This is a genomic window from Qipengyuania sp. RANM35 (assembly GCF_041021145.2).
GTDB lineage: Bacteria > Pseudomonadota > Alphaproteobacteria > Sphingomonadales > Sphingomonadaceae > Qipengyuania > Qipengyuania soli.
In genome coordinates, this window is sequence record NZ_CM196433.1 from 2,099,079 (window position 1) to 2,123,030 (window position 23,952).

The 23,952-nt window shown below is 62.9% G+C and carries 31 protein-coding genes; 12 read left to right on the forward strand and 19 right to left on the reverse strand.

The window, feature by feature from the left end; genetic code table 11:
* Nucleotides 1-31: 31 nt before the first annotated feature.
* Nucleotides 32-460 (forward strand): DUF983 domain-containing protein, encoded by a 429-nt coding sequence (locus tag RAM60_RS10470; RefSeq protein ID WP_369026817.1) that lies wholly within the window; start codon nt 32-34, stop codon nt 458-460.
* Nucleotides 457-1,230: a HesA/MoeB/ThiF family protein gene (locus RAM60_RS10475; protein WP_369026816.1), complete on the forward strand. Its 774-nt coding sequence runs from the start codon at nt 457-459 to the stop codon at nt 1,228-1,230. Before RAM60_RS10470 ends, RAM60_RS10475 begins: the two co-directional genes overlap by 4 nt.
* Here the strand turns inward: RAM60_RS10475 and RAM60_RS10480 are convergent.
* Nucleotides 1,219-1,920: an NAD-dependent deacylase gene (locus RAM60_RS10480; RefSeq protein WP_369026815.1), complete on the reverse strand. Its 702-nt coding sequence runs from the start codon at nt 1,918-1,920 to the stop codon at nt 1,219-1,221. The genes RAM60_RS10475 and RAM60_RS10480 overlap by 12 nt on opposite strands.
* A 34-nt stretch (nt 1,921-1,954) precedes the next feature.
* Here RAM60_RS10480 and dapB point away from each other — a divergent pair, with 34 nt between their 5' ends.
* From dapB to RAM60_RS10505, 5 genes are all read left to right on the forward strand, one after another.
* Nucleotides 1,955-2,683 carry a 4-hydroxy-tetrahydrodipicolinate reductase gene (dapB, locus tag RAM60_RS10485; RefSeq protein ID WP_200984287.1) on the forward strand — a complete coding sequence of 243 codons (729 nt, stop codon included), beginning with the start codon at nt 1,955-1,957 and terminating at the stop codon, nt 2,681-2,683.
* Nucleotides 2,684-2,707: 24 nt separating this feature from the next.
* Nucleotides 2,708-3,571, forward strand: coding sequence for an ion transporter (locus RAM60_RS10490; protein WP_369026814.1), 864 nt, complete (start codon nt 2,708-2,710; stop codon nt 3,569-3,571).
* A gap of 55 nt (nt 3,572-3,626) precedes the next feature.
* Nucleotides 3,627-4,295, forward strand: coding sequence for an endonuclease III (nth, locus tag RAM60_RS10495; RefSeq protein WP_369026813.1), 669 nt, complete (start codon nt 3,627-3,629; stop codon nt 4,293-4,295).
* 46 nt (nt 4,296-4,341) lie between these two features.
* Nucleotides 4,342-5,109, forward strand: coding sequence for a DUF2189 domain-containing protein (locus tag RAM60_RS10500; protein WP_369026812.1), 768 nt, complete (start codon nt 4,342-4,344; stop codon nt 5,107-5,109).
* Nucleotides 5,110-5,176: 67 nt separating this feature from the next.
* Nucleotides 5,177-5,590: a hypothetical protein gene (locus RAM60_RS10505; protein ID WP_369026811.1), complete on the forward strand. Its 414-nt coding sequence runs from the start codon at nt 5,177-5,179 to the stop codon at nt 5,588-5,590.
* A gap of 22 nt (nt 5,591-5,612) precedes the next feature.
* On the opposite strand, the gene RAM60_RS10510 is transcribed toward RAM60_RS10505, so the two are convergent.
* The 3 genes from RAM60_RS10510 to dapE are packed head-to-tail and all read right to left on the reverse strand — an operon-like array spanning nt 5,613 to nt 9,380.
* Nucleotides 5,613-6,938 carry a dicarboxylate/amino acid:cation symporter gene (locus RAM60_RS10510; protein WP_369026810.1) on the reverse strand — a complete coding sequence of 442 codons (1,326 nt, stop codon included), beginning with the start codon at nt 6,936-6,938 and terminating at the stop codon, nt 5,613-5,615.
* Nucleotides 6,939-6,980: 42 nt separating this feature from the next.
* Nucleotides 6,981-8,219 carry a dicarboxylate/amino acid:cation symporter gene (locus tag RAM60_RS10515; protein WP_369026809.1) on the reverse strand — a complete coding sequence of 413 codons (1,239 nt, stop codon included), beginning with the start codon at nt 8,217-8,219 and terminating at the stop codon, nt 6,981-6,983.
* Between the two features lie 24 nt (nt 8,220-8,243).
* Nucleotides 8,244-9,380, reverse strand: a complete 1,137-nt coding sequence (dapE, locus tag RAM60_RS10520; protein WP_369026808.1) for a succinyl-diaminopimelate desuccinylase — start codon at nt 9,378-9,380, stop codon at nt 8,244-8,246.
* Nucleotides 9,381-9,409: 29 nt separating this feature from the next.
* Between dapE and RAM60_RS10525 the strand changes: the two genes are divergently transcribed.
* Entirely contained in the window at nt 9,410-9,874 is a 465-nt protein-coding gene (locus RAM60_RS10525) for a cupin domain-containing protein (protein ID WP_369026807.1), read from the forward strand.
* Here the strand turns inward: RAM60_RS10525 and RAM60_RS10530 are convergent.
* Nucleotides 9,871-10,764 carry a S1/P1 nuclease gene (locus RAM60_RS10530; RefSeq protein ID WP_369026806.1) on the reverse strand — a complete coding sequence of 298 codons (894 nt, stop codon included), beginning with the start codon at nt 10,762-10,764 and terminating at the stop codon, nt 9,871-9,873. The two genes, RAM60_RS10525 and RAM60_RS10530, sit on opposite strands and share 4 nt — an antisense overlap.
* Nucleotides 10,731-11,390, reverse strand: coding sequence for a glutathione S-transferase family protein (locus tag RAM60_RS10535; protein WP_200981332.1), 660 nt, complete (start codon nt 11,388-11,390; stop codon nt 10,731-10,733). The genes RAM60_RS10530 and RAM60_RS10535 overlap by 34 nt, the downstream gene beginning before the upstream one ends.
* A 105-nt stretch (nt 11,391-11,495) precedes the next feature.
* Here RAM60_RS10535 and RAM60_RS10540 point away from each other — a divergent pair, with 105 nt between their 5' ends.
* Entirely contained in the window at nt 11,496-11,915 is a 420-nt protein-coding gene (locus RAM60_RS10540; RefSeq protein WP_369026805.1) for a VOC family protein, read from the forward strand.
* 143 nt (nt 11,916-12,058) lie between these two features.
* Here the strand turns inward: RAM60_RS10540 and RAM60_RS10545 are convergent, their stop codons facing one another.
* From RAM60_RS10545 to RAM60_RS10580, 8 genes are all read right to left on the reverse strand, one after another.
* Nucleotides 12,059-12,889, reverse strand: a complete 831-nt coding sequence (locus RAM60_RS10545; protein WP_369026804.1) for a 23S rRNA (adenine(2030)-N(6))-methyltransferase RlmJ — start codon at nt 12,887-12,889, stop codon at nt 12,059-12,061.
* Nucleotides 12,890-12,926: 37 nt separating this feature from the next.
* Nucleotides 12,927-13,475, reverse strand: a complete 549-nt coding sequence (locus RAM60_RS10550; protein WP_369026803.1) for a pseudouridine synthase — start codon at nt 13,473-13,475, stop codon at nt 12,927-12,929.
* 34 nt (nt 13,476-13,509) lie between these two features.
* A complete protein-coding gene (yihA, locus tag RAM60_RS10555) occupies nt 13,510-14,154 on the reverse strand; it encodes a ribosome biogenesis GTP-binding protein YihA/YsxC (RefSeq protein WP_200981336.1) in 645 nt (214 codons plus the stop codon).
* The gene (gene yidC / locus RAM60_RS10560) at nt 14,154-15,929 is read right to left on the reverse strand and encodes a membrane protein insertase YidC (RefSeq protein ID WP_369026802.1); all 1,776 of its coding nucleotides are present in this window, start codon (nt 15,927-15,929) and stop codon (nt 14,154-14,156) included. Before yidC ends, yihA begins: the two co-directional genes overlap by 1 nt.
* A 70-nt stretch (nt 15,930-15,999) precedes the next feature.
* On the reverse strand, nt 16,000-16,209 hold the full coding sequence (gene yidD / locus RAM60_RS10565; RefSeq protein WP_369026801.1) for a membrane protein insertion efficiency factor YidD: 210 nt from the start codon (nt 16,207-16,209) through the stop codon (nt 16,000-16,002).
* The gene (rnpA, locus tag RAM60_RS10570; RefSeq protein WP_369026800.1) at nt 16,206-16,589 is read right to left on the reverse strand and encodes a ribonuclease P protein component; all 384 of its coding nucleotides are present in this window, start codon (nt 16,587-16,589) and stop codon (nt 16,206-16,208) included. Before rnpA ends, yidD begins: the two co-directional genes overlap by 4 nt.
* Before the next feature lie 86 nt (nt 16,590-16,675).
* A complete protein-coding gene (gene rpmH, locus RAM60_RS10575) occupies nt 16,676-16,810 on the reverse strand; it encodes a 50S ribosomal protein L34 (RefSeq protein ID WP_200981340.1) in 135 nt (44 codons plus the stop codon).
* Nucleotides 16,811-16,929: 119 nt separating this feature from the next.
* Nucleotides 16,930-17,799 (reverse strand): alpha/beta hydrolase, encoded by an 870-nt coding sequence (locus tag RAM60_RS10580; protein ID WP_369026799.1) that lies wholly within the window; start codon nt 17,797-17,799, stop codon nt 16,930-16,932.
* Nucleotides 17,800-17,958: 159 nt separating this feature from the next.
* Here RAM60_RS10580 and RAM60_RS10585 point away from each other — a divergent pair, with 159 nt between their 5' ends.
* Entirely contained in the window at nt 17,959-19,467 is a 1,509-nt protein-coding gene (locus RAM60_RS10585) for a YifB family Mg chelatase-like AAA ATPase (RefSeq protein ID WP_369027341.1), read from the forward strand.
* Nucleotides 19,468-19,469: 2 nt separating this feature from the next.
* Here the strand turns inward: RAM60_RS10585 and RAM60_RS10590 are convergent, their stop codons facing one another.
* Nucleotides 19,470-19,820: a hypothetical protein gene (locus tag RAM60_RS10590; RefSeq protein WP_369026798.1), complete on the reverse strand. Its 351-nt coding sequence runs from the start codon at nt 19,818-19,820 to the stop codon at nt 19,470-19,472.
* Between the two features lie 189 nt (nt 19,821-20,009).
* Between RAM60_RS10590 and RAM60_RS10595 the strand changes: the two genes are divergently transcribed.
* Nucleotides 20,010-20,798: an NADH-quinone oxidoreductase subunit E gene (locus RAM60_RS10595; RefSeq protein WP_510639713.1), complete on the forward strand. Its 789-nt coding sequence runs from the start codon at nt 20,010-20,012 to the stop codon at nt 20,796-20,798.
* Here RAM60_RS10595 and RAM60_RS10600 read toward each other — a convergent pair whose 3' ends face one another.
* Nucleotides 20,799-21,353 (reverse strand): winged helix-turn-helix transcriptional regulator, encoded by a 555-nt coding sequence (locus RAM60_RS10600; RefSeq protein WP_369026796.1) that lies wholly within the window; start codon nt 21,351-21,353, stop codon nt 20,799-20,801. It lies immediately after the preceding gene.
* Between the two features lie 187 nt (nt 21,354-21,540).
* On the opposite strand from RAM60_RS10600, the gene RAM60_RS10605 reads away from it, so the two are divergent.
* On the forward strand, nt 21,541-21,885 hold the full coding sequence (locus RAM60_RS10605) for a DUF8200 family protein (protein ID WP_369026795.1): 345 nt from the start codon (nt 21,541-21,543) through the stop codon (nt 21,883-21,885).
* A gap of 92 nt (nt 21,886-21,977) precedes the next feature.
* Here RAM60_RS10605 and RAM60_RS10610 read toward each other — a convergent pair whose 3' ends face one another.
* From RAM60_RS10610 to galE, 3 genes are all read right to left on the reverse strand, one after another.
* Nucleotides 21,978-22,583 carry an HAD family hydrolase gene (locus RAM60_RS10610; protein ID WP_369026794.1) on the reverse strand — a complete coding sequence of 202 codons (606 nt, stop codon included), beginning with the start codon at nt 22,581-22,583 and terminating at the stop codon, nt 21,978-21,980.
* A 90-nt stretch (nt 22,584-22,673) separates the two neighbouring features.
* On the reverse strand, nt 22,674-22,799 hold the full coding sequence (gene ykgO, locus RAM60_RS10615) for a type B 50S ribosomal protein L36 (RefSeq protein ID WP_029941846.1): 126 nt from the start codon (nt 22,797-22,799) through the stop codon (nt 22,674-22,676).
* A gap of 89 nt (nt 22,800-22,888) precedes the next feature.
* A complete protein-coding gene (galE, locus tag RAM60_RS10620) occupies nt 22,889-23,902 on the reverse strand; it encodes a UDP-glucose 4-epimerase GalE (RefSeq protein ID WP_369026793.1) in 1,014 nt (337 codons plus the stop codon).
* Between the last annotated feature and the right edge of the window lie 50 nt (nt 23,903-23,952).

The following is a 23,952-nucleotide window of genomic DNA, read 5'->3' on the forward strand; positions in this document are numbered from 1 at the left end:
AGGCCTTCCACGGCCTGCCAACAGGCATTCCATGACCGAAACACGCGAGCAAATCGCCGCCTATTCCCTTCCCACCACGATCTGGGCCGCCATCCTGCGCGGTGTACGGAGTCGCTGTCCCCGCTGCGGCGACGGAAAAATCTTCCGCAAGTGGCTGAAGCCGGTCGACAAATGCCCCCATTGCTCGCTCGATATCTCGGGCCAAAGGGCGGATGATTTTCCCGCCTATATCGCCATGTTCGCAACCGGGCACCTGCTCGCGCCAGTACTGATCCTGCTGGCGGGCGATTATGACCTTTCCCCGTTGGTCGTGGTCGCAATCATCATTCCATTGGCCATTGCCATGATGATCGCCCTGCTCCAGCCAGCGAAGGGCGCGGTGATCGCACTGCAATGGTGGAACGGCATGCATGGGTTCCGACGAGAGCGGCAGCCCGAGGTGGAAGACCAGGCGCCGTGAGCCTGCCTCCGGAACGCCTCGAACGGTTCGCCCGCCATATCGTGCTGCCCGAAATCGGCGGCGCAGGGCAAGTAGCCCTCGCCGGCAAGCATCTCGTGCTTGTCGGGCTCGGCGGCATCGGTTCGCCCGCGCTCCAGTATCTGGCCGCTGCCGGTATCGGGAAATTGACGTTGGTCGACGACGACAAGGTCGATGTCTCCAATCTTCAGCGCCAGACCCTCTACAACATGCGTGATATCGGCCACGGGAAGGCCGTTCTTGCCAAGCGCTGGGTGAGCACGTTCGATCCGGGACTGCAGGTTGGGATAAGCGACCGGCGTATCACGGTCGAGAATGCACCCGACCTCGTCATTGGAGCCGATCTCGTGCTCGACGGGACGGACAATTTCTCCACCCGCCTCGCCATTTCCGACGCCTGTGTGGCCGAGCGTGTGCCTCTGCTCTCTGCCGCTGTGGGTCGTTTCCAAGGACAGGTCGGTGCCTTTGCCGGTCACTTGCCTGGCCAGTCCTGCTACCGCTGTTTTGTGGGCGATGCCTTCGATGCTGAGGACTGCGACACCTGCGCCGACGATGGAATGCTCGGCGCCATGGCAGGCTGGGTGGCGACATTCGCGGCGATGCAGGCCGTCCGAATCCTTCTCGCAGGGGCAGGAAACATGGGCGAGATCGAATGGGGCAAGGTCCACCTGCTCGACGGGGCCGCGCCCGCAATGCGCAGCTTCATGATCGCCAAGGACCCTGCCTGCAAGGCTTGCGGTTCAGCCGCCTAGAACCTCGTTTACCCATTCGGGGACCAGCCTGCTGGCAGGCCCCTGTCGACTTTCGTGAAACCACTGCGAACCCTGGCTGCGCTCCAGATTGAGTTCGAGGGTCCGCACCCGCAGTTCGCGCGCATCGCGGACGAATCCGGCGGCGGGGTAGACCGCGCCGGAAGTGCCGATCGACACGAAGAGGTCAGCTTGCCTGATCGCGCCATAGATGCGGTCCATCTCGTAAGGCATCTCACCGAACCACACGACGTCCGGCCTCAGTGCACGCGCGCCGCAAGAAGGGCACGGAGGCCTGTCGATCATCGGCCCTGTCCAAGGTGACCGCGTGTCGCATGCAGTACACCAGGCATTGAGATGGGTACCGTGCATGTGCAGGACCCGCCTCGCTCCAGCGCGCTCGTGCAGGTCGTCGACGTTCTGAGTGACTATCAGCAGTTCGCCTTTCCAAGCGGCATCAAGTCGCGCCAGGGCCTGATGCGCGGGATTGGGAAGCTTGGTCTGGATCGCCTCGCGCCGCATGTCGTAGAAGCGCAGGACGAGATCGGGGTCGCGCGCGAAGCCTTCGGGCGTCGCCACATCCTCGACCCGGTGCTGTTCCCACAATCCGCCTTCGGAGCGGAATGTATCGATCCCGCTTTCGGCGGAAATCCCTGCGCCTGTCAGGACCACGATGTTGCGAATACCGGTCATCAAGGCCATGAACCACTTCGACAAAGGAGTGGCAATGGCGCGGATCGGAATAATCGGCAGCGAGGGAGCGATGGGTCATGCTCTTGCCATGGTGATTGCCGCGGCCGGGCACGAACTTTCGGGCGGAGTAGACAAGGGCGGCGACGCAGCTCGCCTCGCCGATGCCAGCGACGTTCTGGTAGATTTCTCCGCTCCGGGAGCACTCCAGCACAATCTCCATGCCGCGATCGGGGCCGGAATTCCGATCCTCGTCGGGACAACCGGCCTTGAAGACGTACATCACCTGGCGATCGACAACGCCGCACGAGCGGTGCCCGTCCTGCAGACGGGGAACACTTCGCTGGGCGTCACCCTCCTCGCTCATCTCGTGCGCGAGGCAGCATCCCGGCTAGGCCCGGACTGGGACATCGAAATTGTCGAGATGCACCATCGCCGGAAGGTAGACGCGCCGTCCGGGACCGCGCTCCTGCTGGGGCAGGCAGCAGCGGAGGGGCGCGGGATCGAACTCGCTTCGAACCGTGAGAGCGGTCGCGATGGCGTTTCCGGAGCACGCAACAGCGGTGCAATCGGTTTCGCCTCGCTACGCGGAGGCACCGTCGTTGGCGAACATGCAGTGATCCTGGCAGGCGAAGAGGAACGCCTCACTCTCTCTCACAGCGCAGAAAACCGCGCGATATTCGCACGCGGCGCAGTGAAGGCAGCCGAGTGGCTGATCGGACGTGAGGCCGGACGCTATCGGATGGAAGAGGTTCTTGGTATTTAGCTGAAGGGAACAGGAGGGGAGGACATGGCGGGCTTGCGGACGAAGCTGCACGAACAATTGTTCGTCGGGGCGCATCCGGACGGCCGCCTTACCATTCTCAACCGCCTGCTCATCATCACAATCGTCCTGGCTATTGTCGCAGCGGCCCTCTCGACCGAACCAACGATCCCACCCCATTGGCACCGCGCGCTACTGCTGAGCGAGTTCGTCTTCGGTACCGTCTTCTTGCTGGAATACCTCGCCCGCATTTTCGCGGCGGCCGAGGACGAAGGCGAGGGAAGTGCGTGGGACAAGCGGTGGCGCTTCATCCGCTCGCCACTGGGCATTATCGACTTGCTCGTGGTTCTTTCCACCTTGATGCCACTCATCGTCGCAGATGCCGCAATGCTTCGAATGTTGCGACTGATGCGCGTGATTGCGGTAATGAAGTTCGGCCGGTTTTCATATGCCATCACCGAGTTGTGGCGGGCGATATCCGACCGCATCGACGATCTCATCATCACCGCCGCAGTGGCATTCATCCTCGTCCTTTTTGGTGCCACCGCGCTTTACATGATCGAGGGGCACATCCAGCCTGAAGCATTCGGTTCAATCCCCCGCGCGCTGTATTGGGCGACCATCACCTTGACGACAGTCGGCTATGGCGACGTGGTGCCCATCACCCCTCTGGGAAAGGTCTTTGCGGCGGGGCTCGCCATGTCGGGCATCGCATTCGTTGCCATGCCGACCGGCATTATCGTCGCTGCATTCTCAGATGCCATGCAGCGTCGACGCGATCACCTCATCGATGACATGCGCAGGCACCTCGAAGCGCTGGATATCGAGGACGAGCATATCGAAGCCAAAATCGCCGCGCTCGAACGATCGCGTTCACGGCCACGCCAGTGACGTGGCGCACGTCAGGCTGGCATAACCCGGCCAAAGCTTTATCCGACTGCCTTCCATGACCCGCGACCAGATCTTCGAATTCTTCCGGCGGCTTGCCGAAGACAATCCTTCGCCTGAGACCGAGCTGGAGTACGGCAATTGCTATCAGCTGGTGGTCGCCGTGGCCCTGAGCGCACAGGCGACCGATGTCGGTGTCAACAAGGCGACGCGGGCTCTGTTTCGCGAGGTGAAAACTCCGCAGCAGATGCTCGAACTGGGCGAGGAGGGGCTGAAGGAGCACATCAAGACGATCGGCCTGTTCAACTCCAAGGCCAAGAACGTCATCGCGCTCTCGCAATTGCTCGTCGACGAATTCGGTGGCGAGGTGCCCGACCGGCGCGAAGACCTCGTCCGCCTTCCCGGTGTGGGACGCAAGACCGCGAACGTAGTGCTCAACTGCTGGTTCGGGCAGGAGACGTTTGCTGTCGACACCCACATCTTCCGCGTCGGCAATCGCACCGGCCTCGCCAAAGGCAAGACGCCGGAGCAGGTCGAGGCCAAGCTGGAAAAGCGCGTTCCGCAACCCTTCCGCCTGGGGGCGCACCACTGGCTGATCCTGCACGGCCGCTACGTTTGCAAGGCACGCACGCCGGAATGCTGGCGGTGCAAGGTTGCCGATCTTTGCAGCTTCAGGAAGAAGGTGCTGGAAAAGCCCCAGGGACGCAAGGAAACCACGGATACTTGAACCGGCGCCGCGGCTGCGGCATTTTCATGTCCGGGGAGAAGATGCGATGGATACTGACGTCGGCGGAATCCGGCCCACGGTGGCAAGCGACCTCAAGGTCTCGGACCTCGTCTCGGCGCTGGCAGCGGGATGGCGCGACTTTGCCGCGCGGCCGGTCTTTGGCCTGTTTTTCGCCTCGTTCTATGTCGCGATCGGCGTAACGCTCTACTATCTCTTCATGGTGAGCGGACAGGCGCGCTGGCTCATCGCCTCCATCGCCGGCTTTCCCTTGCTTGCCCCTTTCGCCGCAGTCGGACTCTATGAAGTCAGCCGCAGGCGTGAACTGGGCATGGCAATGGACTGGGGCGCAATACTGGGAGCCATGCGTGGTCACGGGGACCAGCAGTTGCTCCTGATGGGCGGCTTCATCTTCGTCGGCTTCAGCTTCTGGGTGATCATCGCGCACATGATCTTTGCGATCTTCGTGGCGTCCGCCGGATTGGGTGAAGGCATGGAGTTCCTCCGCTCCGGCACCGGGCTGACAATGCTGGCAGTGGGCGGAGCCGTTGGCGCGATCATCGCCTATCTGTTCTATGCCATCACCGTCATGAGCCTTCCGATGCTCGTCGATCGAGATGTCGATTTCATCACTGCCATCATCACGAGCGTGGCAGCCCTGCGAGCAAACACGGGGGTTCTCCTGTTGTGGGCGCTGTTCATTGCCCTAGTGCTCTTCGTCGCCATCCTGCCGCTGTTTCTTGGCCTGCTGGTGGCATTGCCCGTGCTCGGGCATGCGACCTGGCATCTCTATCGGCGAACCGTATCGGCGCCATGAGCCGCCCTGCTTGCCATCCACACTGCGAAGGCGCAGTCTCGGCCGACATGCAGGGAGGACCCTCGAAATGATCAAGCGTGGAGTTACGCCATTCGCCCTTGGCGCCATCGTCATCCTGTCCGCAGGCAGCGTTCAGGCCCAGGATGCGACCGAAACTGCGGTCATCCTGAGCGGCGCGCCTGCGCAACAAAGCGGCGCGAGGTCGCTGGGCGATGCGATTTCCGGCGCCATGGGCCAGGTGGGTGAAGAAATCCGCGCCTCGCGAACGAACGGCGGAACTCCTGCTTCCATCCCCACTCGCAGGGGTGGTGCTGGTTCGACCACAGCATACTTCCCCATGGGTGGCCCGGTCGAGGCCGATGCCCTCGCTCATGCGGAGGTCGCAACCTACCGCCTGGAGAACGGTGTGCGGATGCGGATCAGCGGGATCTTCCTGCCCGCGCCGGCTACAGTGTGCGAGGCCTTCTGCCCGCCAAGTTGATTGCACGCGCGGCCAACGCCCCTCAGTCCTTCGAGAAATTTTCGCTGTCGAGCTCGAGACCGGCCTTCCCGCCCGCTGCAGTATGCGACGGTGCGTGGGGGTGTTCGACGAATTCCGGCTCCTCGACCTCCAGCATACCTTCCCACTTGGTGATAACGCTCGTCGCCACTGCATTACCGACCACGTTCGTCGCCGTACGGCCCATGTCGAGGAATTGGTCTATGGCGAGGATGATTGCGACGCCTTCGACGGGGAGCCCGAACATGGCGAGTGTTCCCGTGATGACGACGAGGCTCGCGCGGGGGACGGCTGCGATACCCTTGGAACTGATCATCAGCGTCAGCATGATCATGATCTGTGCGCCGATGCTCAGGTCAATTCCGTAAGCTTGCGCGATAAAGATCGTCGCGAAGCTCATGTACATCATGCTGCCGTCAAGATTGAACGAGTATCCGAGCGGGAGCATGAAGCCGGAAATGCGACGTGGCACCCCGAACCTGTCCAACTGCTCGAACAGCTTGGGCAAGGCAGCCTCGCTGGAGGCTGTCGAAAAGGCGATCAGCAGCGGCTGGCGAATATAGCGAACCAGCGTGGTGATGCGGCGACCGAGGAACACTGCCCCAATGGTCAGCAGGATGATCCACAGGAGCACGAGACTGAAGTAGAACTCGAGCAGAAGCTCCAGATAAGTGCCAAGGATGTCGAGACCGCTCGCGGCGACGACGTTGGCCAAGGCACCGAACACCGCGATCGGAGCATAGCGCATGACGTAGCCGGTGATCTGCAGCATCATTTCGGCGAGCGAGTCTGCACCCTTCACCAGTGCCTCCCCGCGCTTTCCGATGGCCGAAAGGGCGACCCCGGCAAAGATCGAGAAGACCAGGATCTGGAGGATGTTGTTTGTCGCCAGTGCCTCAAACGCGTTCTTGGGGAAGATCGACAGAATGAACTCGGTAGCCTTCAGCTCCTTGACTTCGCCCACGGCTGCGGCGGCTTCTGCTGCATCGGGGATCGGCGCGCCGACGCCAGGCTGGAACAGATTGACCATCACAAGGCCAAGGCCGATCGAAATCAGCGACGCGGTGATGAACCATAGGAGCGCACGCACCCCGATGCGGCCCAGTGCTGCTGAGTCACCCATGTGAGCAATGCCCACGACGATTGTGGAAAGCACGAGCGGCGCGACCAGCATCTTGATAAGATTAAGGAATATGTCGCTGAGCAGCTTCAGCCATGGCGCGACCTGGTCTTTGACCACTGCCGCATCCATAGTGAGGTGCATGACTTGGCCGACGATCACGCCGAGGATCATGCCGATCAGGATGTAGAGTGTAAGCTTCCGGTCCATTGCGACCCCCAACTGTCCAGCGGGGTCTTGTCACTCGTCCCCTCAGACGTCGTCTGCGCTTACCATCTCGCCCCTGTCAATCTCGCCGGTCATCACAGCCACCGTTGTCGCAACGGCGGCATCGCCGCTGACGTTGGTGGTGGTGCGCATCATGTCCATGATCCGGTCGACACCCGCCACGAAGGCAATGGTCTCGAGCGGGACGCCGACGGCACCGAATACGAGCGCCATCATGATGAGACCCGCTCCCGGTATCCCTGCCGCACCGACAGCCCCCAGCGTCGCAAGGATGGAAATCAGGAAATAGTCGCCCATGGTCAGGTCGACCCCGAAGACCTGCGCTCCGAACAGCGTCGCAAGGCCCAGATACATGGCGGTGCCGTTCATGTTGATCGTCGCGCCGAGCGAGATGACGAAGCTGGCTACCGAGTTGGACACACCGAGGTTCCGCTCGGCGCAGCGCAGCGTAACCGGCAGGGTGGCATTGGAACTTGCCGTCGAGTAGCTCACTGCCATGGCATCGATTATGCCACGGAAGAAATCCCTGACCGGCAGCTTTGCCAGCAGTTTTATCATCGCCGAATAGAGACCGAAGATGATGATCAGGCAACCGAGGTAGTTCAGCGCCACAAGCTGTGCGAGCGCCTTCAGGGCATCGACGCCAAGCGTCCCGGCCACCCAGGCCATCAGCGCAAATACGCCGAAGGGAGTGAGCTCCATAACCACCATGGTGACCTTCTGCATAACGACAGCCCCGCTATCGAAGATCTTCTGGACCGGCTCCCCTTCTTCCTTGGCCATCAGGATGCCGACGCCCACGAGCAGGGAAAACACAATCAGGGGCAGAACGGCGACATCGGCCATGACCTGCACCGGACTTTCGGGCACGATTGAGAGGATCATGTCGACGGCTGTGGTCGGATTGGGTTCCGGCGTCGCGCCCTTGGCGATGGCTGCGGTGTCGACACCGCTACCCGGTGCGAAAAAAGTCCCGAGGCCAAGACCCAGCCAGACAGCAATCTGCCCGGTAATGACGAAGAGCAGCATGGCTCGCCCGCCGACGGCACCCAGCTTTCTCAAGTCGCCGATCGCCGCTACGCCCGAAACAAGGCTGAAGAAAATGAGCGGGACGACGAGCATCTTGATCGACTTGATGAAGAAGTCGCCAATCCACTTGATGCTTTCGGCTTCCGGCCCCCAGGCCCAACCGGTCAGAACACCCAGTAGCAAAGCGGTAATGACACGCTGCCACAGCGGAATCTCGAACCAGGTTTTCAGCACTACTATCCCCTCGGTAACTCCAAATTATTGGCCCAACGCGTGTTTTGCGATGCGCGTGTAGATCCGGCTTAGCGTGGAAAGGTCTGCAATGGCCACCGCTTCGTCCCTTTTGTGCATGGTGGCGTTGGTCAGGCCGAACTCTATCACCGGGCAGACGGCGCGCAGGAAACGCGCGTCGGAAGTGCCACCGGTGGTCGACGGCTCGGGGTCGATCCCGGTCTCCGCCCTCACGGCCTCGGCGACGATGGCGCTGAATTCGCCAAGCGGTGTGAGGAAGGGTTCGCCGGAAATGACGGGGCGCGCCGTGCCGCCATGTCGTTCCGCAACCTCGGTGACGAGTGCAGACAACTCCGCGCCGGTATGATGGTCGTTGAAGCGGATCGAGAGGCGCGCCCTGGCATGCGAGGGGATGACGTTGGTGGCAGGATTGCCGACCTCCATGTCGGTGATCTCGAGGTTCGACGGCTGGAACCAGTCGTTCCCCTCATCGAGTAGTAGTGCGTCGAGTTCAGCGAGCATCGCTACGAGCTTCGGGATCGGGTTGTCGGCGAGGTGGGGATAGGCGACATGCCCTTCCTTTCCCTCCACCTCGAGCCAAATGTTGAGCGACCCGCGCCGTCCGATCTTCATCATGTCGCCGAGGCGATGGACGCTGGTCGGTTCGCCGACGAGGCACAGGTCGGGCGTGTGACCTGCCGCGGCCATGAAGTCGATGAGCGCGCGCGTGCCGTGGAGTGCCGGACCTTCCTCATCCCCGGTGATGATGAAGCTGATCGTACCAGCGTCGGCAGGGATGTCGGCAACCGCATCCACCATGCAGGCGATAGAGCCCTTCATGTCGACCGCGCCGCGACCGTAGAGCAGGTCTCCGCGGACTTCGGGTTCGAAGGCGCCGGTGGTCCAGCCCTGGCCGGGAGGCACGACGTCGAGGTGCCCGGCAAAAGCGAAGTGCTTTGAACCCGGCGGGCCATGGCGGATCGCGAATAGGTTTTCGACGGGAGCATCGGGCGTCCCGGGTGCGCCGTCGCCACGAATGAAACGCTTTATTTCAAAGCCGAACGGAGCGAGCAGTACCTCGAACACATCGAACACTGCGCCTGTCGCAGGCGTTACGCTGGGCGCGGCAATCAGCTGCTTGGCGAAGTCGAGGACTTGGGTCATGAACGCCTCGCTAGCAGGAGTGCGCGCCCATGCCCAAGCTCGATCTCGATGCCATCCCCCAGACCAATGCGACGGGTTATCCCGCGCCATTCGATGCCGAGGTCCAGGGACGCTGGTATCGCCGCCTTGCTCCTGTCGCCGGGCTGACCCGACTGGGCGCGAGCCATGTCACGCTCGAGCCGGGCGCCTTTTCGTCGCAGCGACACTGGCACCGGCTCGAGGACGAGCTACTGGTCATGCTCGAGGGCGAAGCGGTGTTGATCGAGGACGACGGCGAAACCACGGTCCGGCCGGGCGACGTCCTGGCATGGGCAGCCGGGGTCGAGAACGGCCATCGCCTCCACAACCGCACCGACAAGCCTTGCGTCTTCGTCGCCATCAGCGCGGGGGATGAGGACGATTCGGGCGAGTACCCCGATATCGACATGGTCTTCGACGCCGAGGGATACGCCCGCAAGGACGGCACGCGCTACCCGACAAAACGACTGCCCTAGTTGCGCTGCGGTTCCGGCAAGGGGCCGGGCGCAAAGGCCGCATCGAGATATTCGGCCATGCGGATGCCTGCCTGCGTCACGCGGCGTTGCGAGATGGGAATGGCGCGCTCGATATCGTCCTGCGTGAGTGCCGTTTCCTTCGGCAATGCGCCTTCGCAAGGTTCGCAGTCGAAGGCCTCGGGATAGACAAACCCCTTGGCGATTTCCCAGCTTTCCCGCCCCCATATCGCCGCGTCGCCGCCGCCGAGCTCAGCCCGTTCGGTTTCCGAATAGCGCCGGACGAGCGAGGGTTGCGCACTGGTGATGGCACGCTCTGCCAGTGGGCCATCCCAGATCCAGTGGAGGTTTAGGCCTGGTACGATGCCGTAATCGGTCACCCGGTCGTTGCCGCCGCGATCCTCGAAATCACCCGAGTGCAGCGGCATGTGAATATCGCCGATGAAGTGGACGAGAAAGGCCAGCGCCTCCAGCCGGACATTGTCGGGCAGGCTCTCGCCGGCGAGGATGCGCTGGTTGCGTTCGATCTGAGCGGAGACGCAATTGCCGCCGCTGCAGTTCTTGCGCACGTCATAGTCCTGCGTAACCGGCTCGGTCTGGTAGTGCCAGGCGAAGGTATAACCCCAGCGCCAGCTCTCGCCGCGCAGGCAATCGGGCCAGGTCGAGGCATCGCCCAGCGTCCTGAGCGCGCACCCCGGCGTTCCCAGTTGCGGCGCCGCGCGCAGCAGCTTCGCGATCTTCACCCGCGTTTCGGGTTTCACATTCTCGAGCGCGACTTCGGCGGTGACGTTGTGCGCATAGAAACCCCAGGCCTGCGCCTGCGCGGGAAGAGCGAGCGCGGCGGCTGCCGCAAGGATGCTCAGCCCACGGTTTCGTATTGTTCGATGACCCATTCTTCGTCCTCGGCCGCGTTGATCCAGGCCTGCATCCATTCGTGTTCCCACACCGCTTCCATGTAGGAGATGGCAAAGCCCGGTACGGGGATCTGGTAGGTGATGAACCGCGACACGACGGGGGCAAAGAATACGTCGGCCGCGCCGAAAGTGCCGAACAGGAACGGCCCGCCGCTGCCGAAGCGGCTGCGAGCTTCTGCCCAGAGGCCGAGGATGCGCAGGATGTCTGCCTTGCAAGCCTCGCTCGGCTCGAACCCGTCGAAGCGCTTGCGTACGTTCATCGGGCACTCGCCGCGCAAATTGGCAAAGGAGGAGTGCATCTCCGCGACCATCGATCGCGCCATGCCGCGCGCCGTGTCATCCTTGGGCCAGAAGCGGTCCCGCCCGACCTTGTCGGCAAGGTATTCCATGATCGCGAGGCTGTCCCAGACAACGACCTCGCCGTCCCACAGCAGCGGCACCTTGCCGGACGAAGGCCGGATCTGGCCATCGTTGCGATCGGCTTCCCAATTCTCGCCGAACAGGGGGACGATGATTTCCTCGAACGACAGTCCCGACTGCTTGGCCGCCAGCCAGCCGCGCAGGCTCCAGCTGGAATAATTCTTGTTTCCGATCACCAGTTTCATGCGCGTCCCACCTTTCGCTGTCGGCGCGGTAGAGGTTCAGCTTCCGCCTGTCGAGAATGAACGTTGCGCCTTTGCGACCGGCGACTTCAGCGCTAGACGAGTGGCATGAGCCTGCGCCCCTTCCACCTCGCCTTCCCCGTCGACGACCTCGCCGCCGCACGCGCATTCTATGGCGAGGCCATGGGCTGTGCCGAGGGCCGCAGCAGCGACGAGTGGATCGACTTCGACTTCTACGGCCACCAGATCGTCGCGCACCTCGCGCCGGGTCAGGCAGGCGACCGCGCTGCCAACCACGTCGACGGCCACGGCGTGCCGGTGCCCCATTTCGGCATCGTCCTGAAGATGGAGGATTGGCAGGAACTCGCCGGGCGACTGACCGCCGCGGGCGTAAACTTCGCGATTGCCCCGACGATCCGCTTCAAGGGCCAGCCGGGCGAACAGGCGACAATGTTCTTCCGCGACCCGAGTGGAAATGCGCTGGAGATGAAGGCCTTCGCCAGCGACGATATGCTGTTCGCGACTTAGGCCCGCCCGAATGGCGACGTGCGGCTAACGAGCCGATTTCGGCAGCTGCCGCCTAACAAGTTTTGCCCCACATATCGGCGCAAGCACCTGGCCTGCCTGTCACTTCGGCGAGGAAGTGTCGCATCTCTGGTAGAGGCCTCGCCTCAATCGCCGAGCCACTCGACGCTGATCTCTCCCCTCTGCCCTTCCGGGGCAAGCGCGACGCGGAGGGCTTCCAGCAGAGGCGGCAGCGTCTGCGTGAAGGCGTAGGGCGGATTGACGATGAAGAGACCCGCGCCGTTATAAATGCCGGGCTGCTCCGCATCATACAGCCAATGCTCGATGCTCATGAATTTGGTTATGCTCAGCCGGCGCAGCTTCTGCTTCCACCGCACATGCGTGGCGCGATCCTTCAGCGGATACCAGATCACCGTCACCCCATGCGCCCATTTGCGCCGGGCTGCAGCTAGCGTGTCCGTGATCCGTGCGCGTTCGTCCGTCTGTTCGTACGGCGGGTCGACCACCACCACACCGCGCGCCGTCCGGGTCGGCAGCATTGCGAGCCACAGCTCATATGCGTCGCGCTGATGCACCGCGGCGGATGTGTCGCGCATTGCGGCGCGTAGTGCCTTGGCATCCTCCGGATGCTTCTCGTTGAGGATCAGGACATCCTGCTCACGCAACAGTTGCGCCAGAATGCACGGGCTACCGGGATAGAGCCGCGGCTCCGGCCCGAGGTTCACCGCCTGCACCGCAGCGCGATAGTCGTCGAGCAAGGGGCTCGCATCGGCAAAGGCTCGCAATACGCCTTGCGCCGCCTCACCGGTGCGTTGCGCCTGGTTGCCGTGAAGATCATAAATCCCGCAGCCCGCATGGGTATCTATGAGGGTCAGCGCACCCGGTTTTTGCTGCAGCGCCCGCACAAGGGCGATCAGCAGGCTGTGCTTCACGACATCGGCGCTGTTTCCGGCATGGAATGAGTGGCGGTAGTTCATGGGACGCCACCGCCTTTAGACGAGCCTGCGATTGCGCCTAGACGAAAATTTCCTCGAATTGTCCCGGCGCGATCCCTTCGACCGTCCAGTCACCGATCGACCAGCGCACCAGCCTCAGGGTGGGCAGGCCAACAGCCGCCGTCATGCGCCGCACCTGCCGGTTACGACCTTCGCGGATGGTGATCTTGACCCAGCTATCGGGAATGGACTTGCGCTGGCGTATCGGCGGATCGCGTGGCCACAGATCCGGTGCGTCGATGCATGCGACCTCAGCCGGCAGTGTCATGCCGTCCTTGAGCCGGACGCCTTGCCGCAAACGCTCCAGTTCCGGTTCCTGCGGATCGCCTTCGACCTGTACGAGGTAGGTCTTGGGCAGCTTGAACCGCGGATCGGCAATGCGCGCCTGCAGCCGTCCGTCGTCCGTAAGTAGCAGTAGTCCCTCGCTGTCACGATCGAGCCTCCCGGCGGGGTAGACGCCCTTCACCCCAATGAAGTCCGACAATGTCGCGCGCATTGTCGGCGATCCATGGTCGGTGAATTGGGACAGGACGCCGAAAGGTTTGTTGAACAGGAGCAGCCGGGACATCCTCGCTCCATATCGCTCGATTGAGACTATGTCTTCAGACCCCGGCGTCCGCCAGTACAGCCGCCCGCAAAGCCCCGATGCCCATGCCCTTCTCGCTCGAGGTGACGTGCACCTCGGGATAGGCGGCGACGTGCTTGCGCGCCTCGGCCTCGGTCGCAGCAACGACCTTTTCCAGCTCGCTCGCCTTCATCTTGTCGGCCTTGGTCAGCACGACGCGGTAGCCGACAGCCGCCTGGTCGAGCATCTTCATCATTTCGCGGTCGACGTCCTTGGGACCGTGACGCGCATCGACCAGCACCAGTGTGCGGGCAAGCGCAGGGCGACCTCGCAAGTAGGTGCGGACCAGTTCCTTCCACTTTTCGACCACTTTCACCGGTGCCTTGGCAAAGCCGTAGCCGGGCATGTCGACGAGGCGGAACAGGGTCGGGTCGCCGACCTCGAAAAAGTTCAGCTCCTGCGTGCGACCGGGCGTCACCGAGGCGCGTGCGATGGCCTTGCGTCCCGTGAGCGCATTGAGCAGCGAGCTCTTGCCGACGTTGGAGCGTCCGCAGAACGCGATTTCCGGCACGTCGGGCTCGGGGAGGAACTTGAGCTGCGGAGCCGAGAGAAGAAACTCCACCCGGCCCGAGAACAGCTTGTTCGCCCGCTTTTCGAGCGTGAGGAGTTCTTCCTCGTCCATCAGCCTGCCTTGGCCGCTTCCCTGGCCTTTGCAGCCTTTTCCTCTTCAGCTGCGGCCTTGAGCTGCGGATGCTTGGAATAGAGGTACTTCTGCTGTGCCAGCGTCAGGATGTTCGAGGTGACCCAGTAAAGAAGCAGGCCCGCAGCGAACGGCGCCATGACGAACATCAGCACCCAAGGCATGATGTTGAAGATCTGCTGCTGCACAGGGTCCATCGCACTGGGGTTGAGCTTGAAGGTCAGCCACATCGTCACCCCGAGCAGCACGCCGAGCACGCCGAGGCCGAAGATCATCATCAGCCAGCTCGGCACGGTGATCCCGCCCATCGAGAGCAGCGCGGCAAGGTTCGCCGGATCGGGTGCCGAAAGGTCGCTGATCCAGAGAAACTTCTGGTGGCGCATCTCAATGCCCAGCACGAGCACCTTGTAGAGCGCGAAGAAGACCGGGATCTGCAGCAGCATGGGAAGGCAGCCCGCGACCGGGTTTACCTTCTCGCGTTTGTAAAGCTCCATGATCTCCATCTGCTGCTTCTGCTTGTCGTCCTTGTACTTCTCCTGGATCGCCTTCATCTTCGGCTGGATGGCCTTCATCGAAGCCATCGAGGCGAAGCCCTTCTGGGCGATCGGGAACATCAGGCCGCGCACGATCACGGTCAGCAGGATGATGGCGATGCCGAAGTTGCCGACCGCTTCGAACAGCGTCCGCAACAGCCACAGCATCGGCTTTTCGAACCAGCGGAACCAGCCCCACTCGATGGCGAAGCCAAACTTCTCGATCCCCGCATTCTGATACTGGTCGAGCACCACGCTTTCCTTCGCACCGGCATAGAGCCGCGAGGTGGTGGTGAGCTTCTTGCCGGCAGGAACGGTGACCGGTTCGTAGATCATGTCGGCGCGATAGGTCTCGTTGCCCATGGCACGGAACGTGGTTTCGGGCGCAAGGTCGTCCTGCGGGACAAGCGCCGAAAGCCAGTAGATGTCGGTGAATCCCGCCCAGCGCGTCCGTCCTTCGGGAGTGACCTTCTTGTCCTCGTCGAGCGTGGAATAGTCGATGTCGTAATCGGCGGTGTCGCCGAACACGCCCATCGGGCCCGAATGCGCGATCCAGATATCCTGGCTGGCAGTCTTGCTGGTGCGGTTGACCAGGCCGAACGGCTGGACGACCACCGGATTGGTACCGCCGTTGGACACCGACTGCGCGGCGGTGAGCATGTAGTTGTCATCGATCGAATAGCGGATGGCGTAGGTCAGCCCCTCGCCATTGTCCCAGGTCAGGGTGACCGGCGCTTCCTTGGTCAGCACCTCGCTGTCGGCGGACCAGACGGTCTGGGGACCGGGTACCTTGAGGTTGGAGCCGACCCAGCCGAACTGGGCGAACTGCTGCGCGGGCGTGCCGTTGGGGGAGAAGATGCGAACCGGTTCGCTATCCTTGCCGGTTCCTTCCATGTGGTCCTTGAGCACGACGTCGTCGACAACGCCGCCCTTGAGGTTGATCGACCCGGCCACGCGCGGCCCATCGATCTTCACGCGGTCGGGCGAGGAAAGCGCGGTCTTGAGATCCGCCTTCTCGAGCGCCTGCAGCGTCGGGTCGACGAGCCCCCCGGTGCGGGTATGCTGAGTCTTGGCGGTGGCCGCCTGCTCGCTGGGAGTGTCGGCCTTGTCTTCTACCAGCGCCTGTTCGGGCTGTGGGTAGAAGTAGTTCATCGCATAGTCCCACCCGATGAGGAGCAGGAATGAAAGCGCGATGGCCAGGATCAGGTTGCGCTGGTTTTCCAAGGTCGGTCCCGTCTAGTTCAATCGAAAATCGTAATGTGGGAAGGTGTATCAGGCTTTCAATACACCGGCGCTATGGCACCGGGTCATGGCCGTGTCCGCCCCAAGGGTGGCAGCGCATTATACGCTTAGTGGCCAACCATCCACCCTTGATCGCGCCATATTTTCCCAGCGCCTCGATGGCGTACTGGCTGCAAGAGGGCGAATAGCGACAACTGGGCGGCAGGATCCGGCTGGGACCCCACTGCCACAGGCGGGCGATGAAGATGAAGACATGCTTCATGCGCGGCGGCTCCTTTGGTGGCGAGGCGGACGCGGGCGATCGCCCTTGCCTTCGCTCGCACGGGCGAGCGCTGCGGACAGTTCGTCCTTCAGCGTGGCGAAATCGCGTTCTACCCCGCCCTCGCGCCCGATCAGGATGTGATCGTGATCCGGCAACCCTTGCTCGGGCAGCGCTGCCCACAGCAATTCGCGGAAGCGACGCTTCATCCGGTTGCGCACGACGGCGTTGCCGATCTTCTTCGTCACAGTGATCCCGTAGCGCTTGCCCTTCCCGCCGTTCGGGTTGGCGAGCAGCACGAATCCCGGTCGCGCGACCCTGAGGCCCCGATTCGCGGCGAGGAAGTCGCTGCGCTTGCGGATCACGGATAGGCTCGGGTGCATGGATGCCAGATACGCAAAACGGGCCCCCGATGGGAGCCCGCTTGCATTCGTCCGTCGATCGCCGCGCACAAGCGCAGCGAATCAGCTCAGGCGCAAAGCTTCTTGCGGCCGCGAGCGCGACGGGCGCGAAGCACCTTGCGGCCACCCGGGGTCGCCTTGCGCGCGAAAAAACCGTGGCGACGCTGGCGCACGAGGTTCGAGGGCTGGAAAGTCCGCTTCATCGGAAGTGTCCTACAAAAATCTTCTGGTTCCGGCGGCGCGAGACGCCACCAACAAAAAGGGCCACCCGGGCGGGGTGACCGCTTGAATGGCGCGCGCATAAGGAAGCGCGCCCGCTACGTCAAGAGAAAGTCATGTCGGAATAGGCCAGTTTGGGTGCCTGCTGTGCGGGCGGTTCCACCACCGCCTGTGCTGGCGCGGGCGCGGCCCAGCGGCGCATGTCCTGCGCCTCGAGCCACAGTGCCTCGGCATGAGGCACCGAATTGGTAAAGGCATAGAATGCGCGCGCCTGCCGCTCGCCCATTCCCATCTCGCGATAATAGACGATGTACTTGAGGTTCTCCGGTGCATTCTCGCCGAAATCGCCAGCTTCGCGTCCGTATTCGTCCATCCAGCTGTGCACCGCGAACTCTGCACCATCGGCAATGTCGCGCTCAACACCGGCGAGGAACAACTCTACCGCGCCGGACCGGACCGAACCGATCGGCGGGACGTGCGTGACCATATGTGCGGCACGGATCATCCGTCCGAGTTCCATGTTGGCCTTGTCGTCGCGCGTACCCGGGCACTCGACCATGTCGACCTGGACCAGGTCGGGAAAGGCACGACGCATGGCGGCAAAGACGGCGGGCGTGTCGTGACCCGTCTCGTCCACCAGCGCGACTCGACGCGAATCGAGGACGAGAAAGGGACCGAAGCGGGCGATGCCCCGCCGATAATCGCGAAAACTGCGATCGACCGCCGGACGGGCGATGGCGGAAACAGGTGCGAACTCGCCTCGACCCGGAATGGTGAAGCGCAGGTTCGTGAAATCGGCACCCGCCGTATCGCGAACCACCCCGATCCGGCGCGCATCATCCACGGGCAACTGGGCTAGCGGTTGCGCAGCAAGTACCACCGGCACAGTCATGATGCTCAGCGACTGCGCGCTCGCCGGAGCGGCAAGCGCGAGGCCGAATACTGAACAGGCAAGAGCGGCTGGTCGAAGCATTCGGCAGGATTGCTCCCCGGCATCTTGCCAGCTTCCAAAGGCACGTGCCTAAAGCCGGGTTAACGGCATCCCTTCTCCACCGATGCGGAGACTGTTCCCCTCGACAAATCAGCAGTTTGCAGTCATCGCCACGTATGAATACGGGGTTGGGGGTTAACGCTGGTCGCACTCGTCAAAACGGTCGCTTACCTCGGGCTGGAAGCCCGCGGGGTAGAGGTACAATGCTCGGTCGCGCCGGGACTGCCCAACTTCAATATCGTCGGTCTGGCAGACAAGGCGGTGGGGGAGAGCAAGGAACGCGTCCGCGCCGCGCTGGCCGGAATGGGCCTCGCCCTGCCGCCCAAACGGATCACCATCAACCTGTCGCCCGCCGACCTGCCCAAGGAGGGTTCGCACTACGACCTGCCCATCGCACTCGCCCTGCTGGCCGCGATGGGGGTCACCGATGCCGAACAGTTGTGCGACTGGATTGCGGTGGGCGAACTCGCCCTCGATGCGCGGATTGTGCCGTCGCCCGGAGTACTGCTGGCCGCGATCCACGCGAGCGAGGCCGATGTCGGACTCATCTGCCCGCAGGGGCAAGGTTCCGAAGCGCGGTGGGCGAGCGACATTCCGGTCTGCGCCGCCCCCGACCTTGCGAGCCTGCTCAACCACCTCAAGGGCACGCAGCGCCTGCCCGATCCGGAGCCGGGCCTGGTGGACGAGCCGGGCATCGGGCCCGACCTGAAGCAGGTGAAAGGCCAGGAAACCGCCAAGCGTGCGCTCGAGATCGCTGCGGCTGGCGGACACAATCTGCTGATGGTCGGCCCTCCGGGTGCTGGCAAATCGCTGCTGGCCAGCTGCCTCCCGGGCATCCTCCCGCCACTAACCCCGCCCGAAGCACTCGAAGTCAGCATGGTCCAGTCGGTTGCCGGAACATTGGAGGAGGGGCGAATCAGCCGTGCGCGTCCCTTCCGCGCGCCGCATCATTCGGCGAGCATGGCCGCGCTGACCGGCGGCGGATTGCGAGTGAAGCCAGGAGAGGTAAGCCTCGCGCATCTCGGCGTGCTGTTCCTCGACGAACTGCCAGAATTCCAGCGCGCGGTACTCGATTCGCTGCGTCAGCCGCTCGAAACCGGGAAGGTCGACGTCGCTCGTGCCAATGCTCACGTGACATTCCCCGCCAACGTCCAGCTGGTCGCGGCGATGAACCCATGCCGTTGCGGACACCTGGGGGATGCGGCACTGGCGTGCAGCCGTGCGCCGCGATGCGCCGCCGACTACCAGAGCAAGGTGTCCGGCCCGATGCTCGACCGGATCGACCTTCATGTGGAGGTCGATCCGGTAAGCGCCATGGACCTCGCCCTACCCCCGCCTGCCGAAGGGAGCGCGGAGGTAGCCGCCCGGGTGCTCAAGGCGCGCGCCATTCAGACCGGGCGCGCGGAGCGAACCGGCGCGCGAACCAATGCCGACCTACAGGGCGATGCGCTCGAGATTTTCGCGACGCCCGACGAGCCGGGCCGCCAGCTACTGATGCAGGCGGCGAGCGCGATGCGCCTGTCGGCCCGCGGCTACACGCGGATGCTGCGCGTCGCGCGCACCATCGCCGACCTTGCGGGAATGGAACCGGTCGGCCGCATTCACATCGCCGAAGCACTCAGCTACCGCAGGCAGGCGCCGCGTGCCTGAAGTCAGTGATCCTCGGTCAGGTCGAGGTTGAGCTTGACCGTCTCGTGCTCGCGATCGCCCTCGAACTTCTTGAGGAATTCCTCGATCGGTATGGCCTGGCTGCGATCGACCATGGGATTCGACTTGGCCATCTCCACAGCCTTCAGCTCGTCGGGCGTCATGCGCACGTGGATATAGGGCATCCACACGTCGCCATAGTCAGCCTTTTGATACCAGACGTCGAGGATGTCGTAGGACGCCCAGGAACCGTTCGGTTCCTGCAGGCGGATACCTTCGCCAATGCGCGGCACCGTCACCACCTTGATACGGAAGACCGTCTGGTGCGTCTCGTTCTGGATTTCGATGTCGATCACGTGTCGCAGGGTCCGGCTGTACCAATGGGAATCGGGAATTCCCCCTCTGGTGGCAGCGACGTGTTGAGATCGCTTTAACGATGACGTCACGCAGCCATGGGCGATTGTGACGTCACTCTTGCGCGGCTATTTGAAGCGCGAATGCATTCCCCCCAATCCCGGAGTCGCGCCGACGACAGGCGTTTGCGCGTGCTCGGCCGGTTGCGCGGGCATTGGTCACGACTTGATCCGGAATGGCAACGCAAGGCGCTGGGCCTCGCTCTTGCTGTCGGGATCGAGGCACTCCTGGTTCTCCTGCTATTGTCGCTGGGCATCGTGAACCGCGAGCCGGTTCCGATGACCGATTCGCTGGTCACCGTGACCATGAGCGAGGAACCATCCGAAGAAGACAAGGACGAGCCGTCCCAAGCAGAGACCCAGCCCTCGGCAACTGCTCCCGCTACCCAGGCTTCGCAGCCCACGCCTGACGAGGAGCCTGTCCAGACTCCGCCGAATTCGCGCCAAACGCCCGTCCCGGCGCTGATCCCGGTTTCCCCCGACAGCATGCGATCGCTCGACATTTCGCGGGTGCAGCCCTCCAGGCCCATAGTCGGTGCCCAGCCATATGGCCCGGTCGACACACCGCGGCCAGGCGATTCGGAGCGCATTGCGGGCAGTGGACCCAATGGCGAGCCGCTCTACGCCGCGCGCTGGTATCGCGAACCGACCGACCAGGAATTGCAGGGCTACCTGTCGACGGCTTCAGGGCCCGGATTTGCCTTGATCAACTGCCAGACAGCGCCGCAGTATCGCGTGGAGAATTGCGTGCTGGTGGCCGAGGGGCCGCAAGGCTCGAACATGGGGCGGGCGGTTCTGGCCGCGGCCTGGCAATTCAAGGTGCGTCCGCCGCAGATAGGCGGGCGTCCCCAAGTCGGGGAATGGGTGCGGATCAGGATAACGTACGAGGTGAGACCGGCCGTCCCGCCCTATTCGCGCTGATCAGGCCGCGTCCTTGGCCTTGCGCACCGCACCGAGGTCAACGACATCGCCGTTCGCTAGCGAACCTTCTGCTGTCGCGCGGCTGCCATCGGCGCGGATACCGAGATTGTTCCGCTCGACGAGCCAGAGATCCTGAGGACCGAGGATCCGGCCATCGTGGCTCAGGATAGAGGTCGGTCCGATGGGCAGGCGGTCGCGTTCATCGACCAGAACCGGATTCTCGACAACTTCGGAACCATATTTCTGACCCCACTGGCGCAACGCAACCATGGCAGGGAGCAAATCGAAGCCCTTTTCGGTCAGGCGATATTCGATCTTGCGGCGATCTTCGGCGCAGGGATCGCGCTTGAGAATACCATGTTCGACCAGTTTGGCGAGCCGGTTGGAGAGAATGTTACGGGCGATTCCCAGTTCGGTGAGGAATTCCTCGAAGTGGTGCAAACCGTTGAAACTGGCGCGAAGGATCATGAAGCTCCATCGTTCGCCCATGACTTCAAGAGCTTGCGGCAAGCCGCATTCGGTGAGTTCACGCAAAGGTTCGCGAAGGTCGCCCATTATTTCAGTCCTCTTCCAGAAACCTATCTAGCGCGAAAATCGCCGATGCCAAAAAATTTTTCCACGAAAGGGTTGCAATGCGCAACTTAGTTTTATAGGTAGCGATTCGCAACTGGTTGCTATTTGAAACTCAATTGCACGAATGGCAAGCCTTGTTGAGAAAATTGCAAGCGTAAAGGACCTCCCCATGACCATCACTCTCCCCCGCTCGGTCAACATCGGCGCAATCGTCGCCGCATTCGCATACACCTCGCTGACCTTCGGCGCTGCCGTGGCACCGGCCCCGGCCGAAGCAGCCGGCAACCAGGTGTTCTACACTGCACAGCTCGCCAAGCCCGTCGAAAAGGCCACCACCACCGTCGCTGGCGGTGTCGTATGGAACTGCAAGGGCGATACCTGCATCGCTGCAAAGGGCGCTTCGCGTCCGCTGCGCGTGTGCCGCGAACTCCAGAAGGAACACGGCGAAATCGCCGGCTTCACCGCCAAGGGTGAAGAACTGGCCGCCGATAACCTTGCAAAGTGCAACGGCTGATCGATTCCTGACGAACTTACCCCCCACCCCTCTCCATCGGTGGGATTCCTCCAGGGCTCTGGCAGCAATGCCAGGGCCCATTTTTCATGCGTTTATAACAGCCCACGCGTCCCAAGGTCGGCTTCCAGCGTCTGCGCGTCGGCGAAATGATGTACCTGCCAGCCGCAGGCCTTGGCTGATTCCACATTGGCGAGGCTGTCATCGATGAAGAGCATGGCATTCGCGGGGTGGCCGAAACGCCGTTCTGCAAGTTTGAAGATTGCGGGATCCGGTTTCGCCAGCTTCTCTTCGCCAGAAACGACGATGTCGCGAAACACGTCGAAGACGGGTGCTGTCGGACGGAACTCGGCCCAGAACTCGGCACCGAAATTGGTGATCCCGAAAATCGGCACGCCACGGGCATCGAGCCTCGAAACAAGGTCATGGCTGCCGGGCACGGGTCCCGGAATCGTTTCGTTGAAACGCGTCGCATAGGCACGCAGCGCCTCTGCATGATGCGGATATTCGGCGATACGGGCCGGAACCATTTCCGCTAGCGGCACGCCGGCATCGTGCTGCGAGTGCCAGTCGACGGTAACGACCTCCTCGACCAGCTCGCGCAGTCGCTCCGGGTCGCTCTCGACCTTGCGCATCAGGAGCGAAAGGTCCCACTGATAGAGGACCTTGCCTACATCGAACACGACAGCCTGGATCGCCATTCCCGTCACCTCAAACGCGAACGGCCCGAACTCCCTTCGGAGCCGGGCCGGTCAGCAAGACATGCACCGCGCGGGACGCGGCGCGCCGAATCAGCCCTGGCGGGCCTTGAAGCGGCGGTTGGTCTTGTTGATGACGTAAGTGCGCCCGCGGCGACGGATCACGCGGCAATCCCGGTGGCGGTCCTTGAGCGACTTGAGGCTGTTGCGGATCTTCATAGGTCTTCTCGTCAAATAAATACGCGCCGGAGATGGGCCCCCGACGCGGCAAATTCAAGCGCGCCCGTTAGCGACGAGGGTGATTCCCGTCAACCGTCTCCGCGCATTTCGGCAAGTCGCCGTTCCCACTGCAGCGCGTGGCTGACGATGATGTCGAGATCGGCATAGCGCGGCTGCCACGGCAAGGTGCCTCGAATGCGCGAGGGATCGGAGATCAGCTGGCCCGGATCGCCCGCACGGCGCGGCTCCATCTTGCGCACGATCGTCTGGTTGGTCACTCGGTCGACCGCGTCGAGGACTTCGAGGACCGAGAAGCCGCGTCCGTAGCCGCAATTCATCGTCAACGAATGCTCCGGTTGCTCGATCAGTGCCTCGAGAGCGAGGACGTGTGCGGCCGCAAGATCGCTCACGTGGATATAATCGCGCACCCCGGTGCCGTCGCGCGTGTCGAAATCGGTGCCGAACACCGCCACGTGGTCGCGCTTGCCGGTCGCCGCCTCGCAGGCGACCTTGATAAGGTGCGTCGCCCCTGCGGTAGACTGGCCCGTGCGCCCCTCGGGATCGGCTCCGGCAACGTTGAAATAGCGCAGGGCGCAGAAGTTGAAGCCGTGCGCCGCGCTAGCATCGGCCAGCATCCGCTCGGTCATCAGCTTCGACCAGCCATAAGGGTTGATCGGCTCCTTGGGAGTATCCTCGGTCACAGCCTCGACTTGCGGAACGCCATATGTCGCCGCAGTCGAGCTGAAGATGAAGTGGTCCACCCCGCCCTTCACCGCCGCCTCGATCAGCGCGCGGCTCTTCACCGTGTTGTTTTCGTAGTACTTGAGCGGGTTCTCGACCGATTCCGGCACCACGATCGAACCGGCGAAATGCATGATCGCCTTGGTGCCCTGCTCGCGAAAGATGTGCGCCAACAGGTCGGCGTCGGCGATGTCGCCTTCATAGAGCGGGACGCCTTCGGGAATGGCGAAGGCGAAGCCGGTCGACAAGTTGTCGATCACTGCCACGCTCCAGCCGGCATCGCGCAGGGCGAGGACCGCGTGGCTGCCGATATACCCTGCCCCGCCGGTGACCAGCACCGGGACCTTGCTGTTTTCGTCCATGGCTCGCCGAGTAGCATACGATTTGGTAACGGCAAGTTGTCTAGGGGCGC

Coding starts and splice junctions, on each gene's coding strand:
- RAM60_RS10470 (WP_369026817.1), top strand. CDS start 32: ATGACCGAAACACGCGAGCAAATCGCCGCCTATTCCCTTCCCACCACG.
- RAM60_RS10480 (WP_369026815.1), bottom strand. CDS start 1,920: ATGACCGGTATTCGCAACATCGTGGTCCTGACAGGCGCAGGGATTTCC.
- dapB (WP_200984287.1), top strand. CDS start 1,955: ATGGCGCGGATCGGAATAATCGGCAGCGAGGGAGCGATGGGTCATGCT.
- RAM60_RS10490 (WP_369026814.1), top strand. CDS start 2,708: ATGGCGGGCTTGCGGACGAAGCTGCACGAACAATTGTTCGTCGGGGCG.
- nth (WP_369026813.1), top strand. CDS start 3,627: ATGACCCGCGACCAGATCTTCGAATTCTTCCGGCGGCTTGCCGAAGAC.
- RAM60_RS10500 (WP_369026812.1), top strand. CDS start 4,342: ATGGATACTGACGTCGGCGGAATCCGGCCCACGGTGGCAAGCGACCTC.
- RAM60_RS10505 (WP_369026811.1), top strand. CDS start 5,177: ATGATCAAGCGTGGAGTTACGCCATTCGCCCTTGGCGCCATCGTCATC.
- RAM60_RS10510 (WP_369026810.1), bottom strand. CDS start 6,938: ATGGACCGGAAGCTTACACTCTACATCCTGATCGGCATGATCCTCGGC.
- dapE (WP_369026808.1), bottom strand. CDS start 9,380: ATGACCCAAGTCCTCGACTTCGCCAAGCAGCTGATTGCCGCGCCCAGC.
- RAM60_RS10525 (WP_369026807.1), top strand. CDS start 9,410: ATGCCCAAGCTCGATCTCGATGCCATCCCCCAGACCAATGCGACGGGT.
- RAM60_RS10530 (WP_369026806.1), bottom strand. CDS start 10,764: ATGGGTCATCGAACAATACGAAACCGTGGGCTGAGCATCCTTGCGGCA.
- RAM60_RS10535 (WP_200981332.1), bottom strand. CDS start 11,390: ATGAAACTGGTGATCGGAAACAAGAATTATTCCAGCTGGAGCCTGCGC.
- RAM60_RS10540 (WP_369026805.1), top strand. CDS start 11,496: ATGAGCCTGCGCCCCTTCCACCTCGCCTTCCCCGTCGACGACCTCGCC.
- RAM60_RS10545 (WP_369026804.1), bottom strand. CDS start 12,889: ATGAACTACCGCCACTCATTCCATGCCGGAAACAGCGCCGATGTCGTG.
- RAM60_RS10550 (WP_369026803.1), bottom strand. CDS start 13,475: ATGTCCCGGCTGCTCCTGTTCAACAAACCTTTCGGCGTCCTGTCCCAA.
- yihA (WP_200981336.1), bottom strand. CDS start 14,154: ATGGACGAGGAAGAACTCCTCACGCTCGAAAAGCGGGCGAACAAGCTG.
- yidD (WP_369026801.1), bottom strand. CDS start 16,209: ATGAAGCATGTCTTCATCTTCATCGCCCGCCTGTGGCAGTGGGGTCCC.
- rnpA (WP_369026800.1), bottom strand. CDS start 16,589: ATGCACCCGAGCCTATCCGTGATCCGCAAGCGCAGCGACTTCCTCGCC.
- rpmH (WP_200981340.1), bottom strand. CDS start 16,810: ATGAAGCGGACTTTCCAGCCCTCGAACCTCGTGCGCCAGCGTCGCCAC.
- RAM60_RS10580 (WP_369026799.1), bottom strand. CDS start 17,799: ATGCTTCGACCAGCCGCTCTTGCCTGTTCAGTATTCGGCCTCGCGCTT.
- RAM60_RS10600 (WP_369026796.1), bottom strand. CDS start 21,353: ATGGGCGACCTTCGCGAACCTTTGCGTGAACTCACCGAATGCGGCTTG.
- RAM60_RS10605 (WP_369026795.1), top strand. CDS start 21,541: ATGACCATCACTCTCCCCCGCTCGGTCAACATCGGCGCAATCGTCGCC.
- RAM60_RS10610 (WP_369026794.1), bottom strand. CDS start 22,583: ATGGCGATCCAGGCTGTCGTGTTCGATGTAGGCAAGGTCCTCTATCAG.
- ykgO (WP_029941846.1), bottom strand. CDS start 22,799: ATGAAGATCCGCAACAGCCTCAAGTCGCTCAAGGACCGCCACCGGGAT.
- galE (WP_369026793.1), bottom strand. CDS start 23,902: ATGGACGAAAACAGCAAGGTCCCGGTGCTGGTCACCGGCGGGGCAGGG.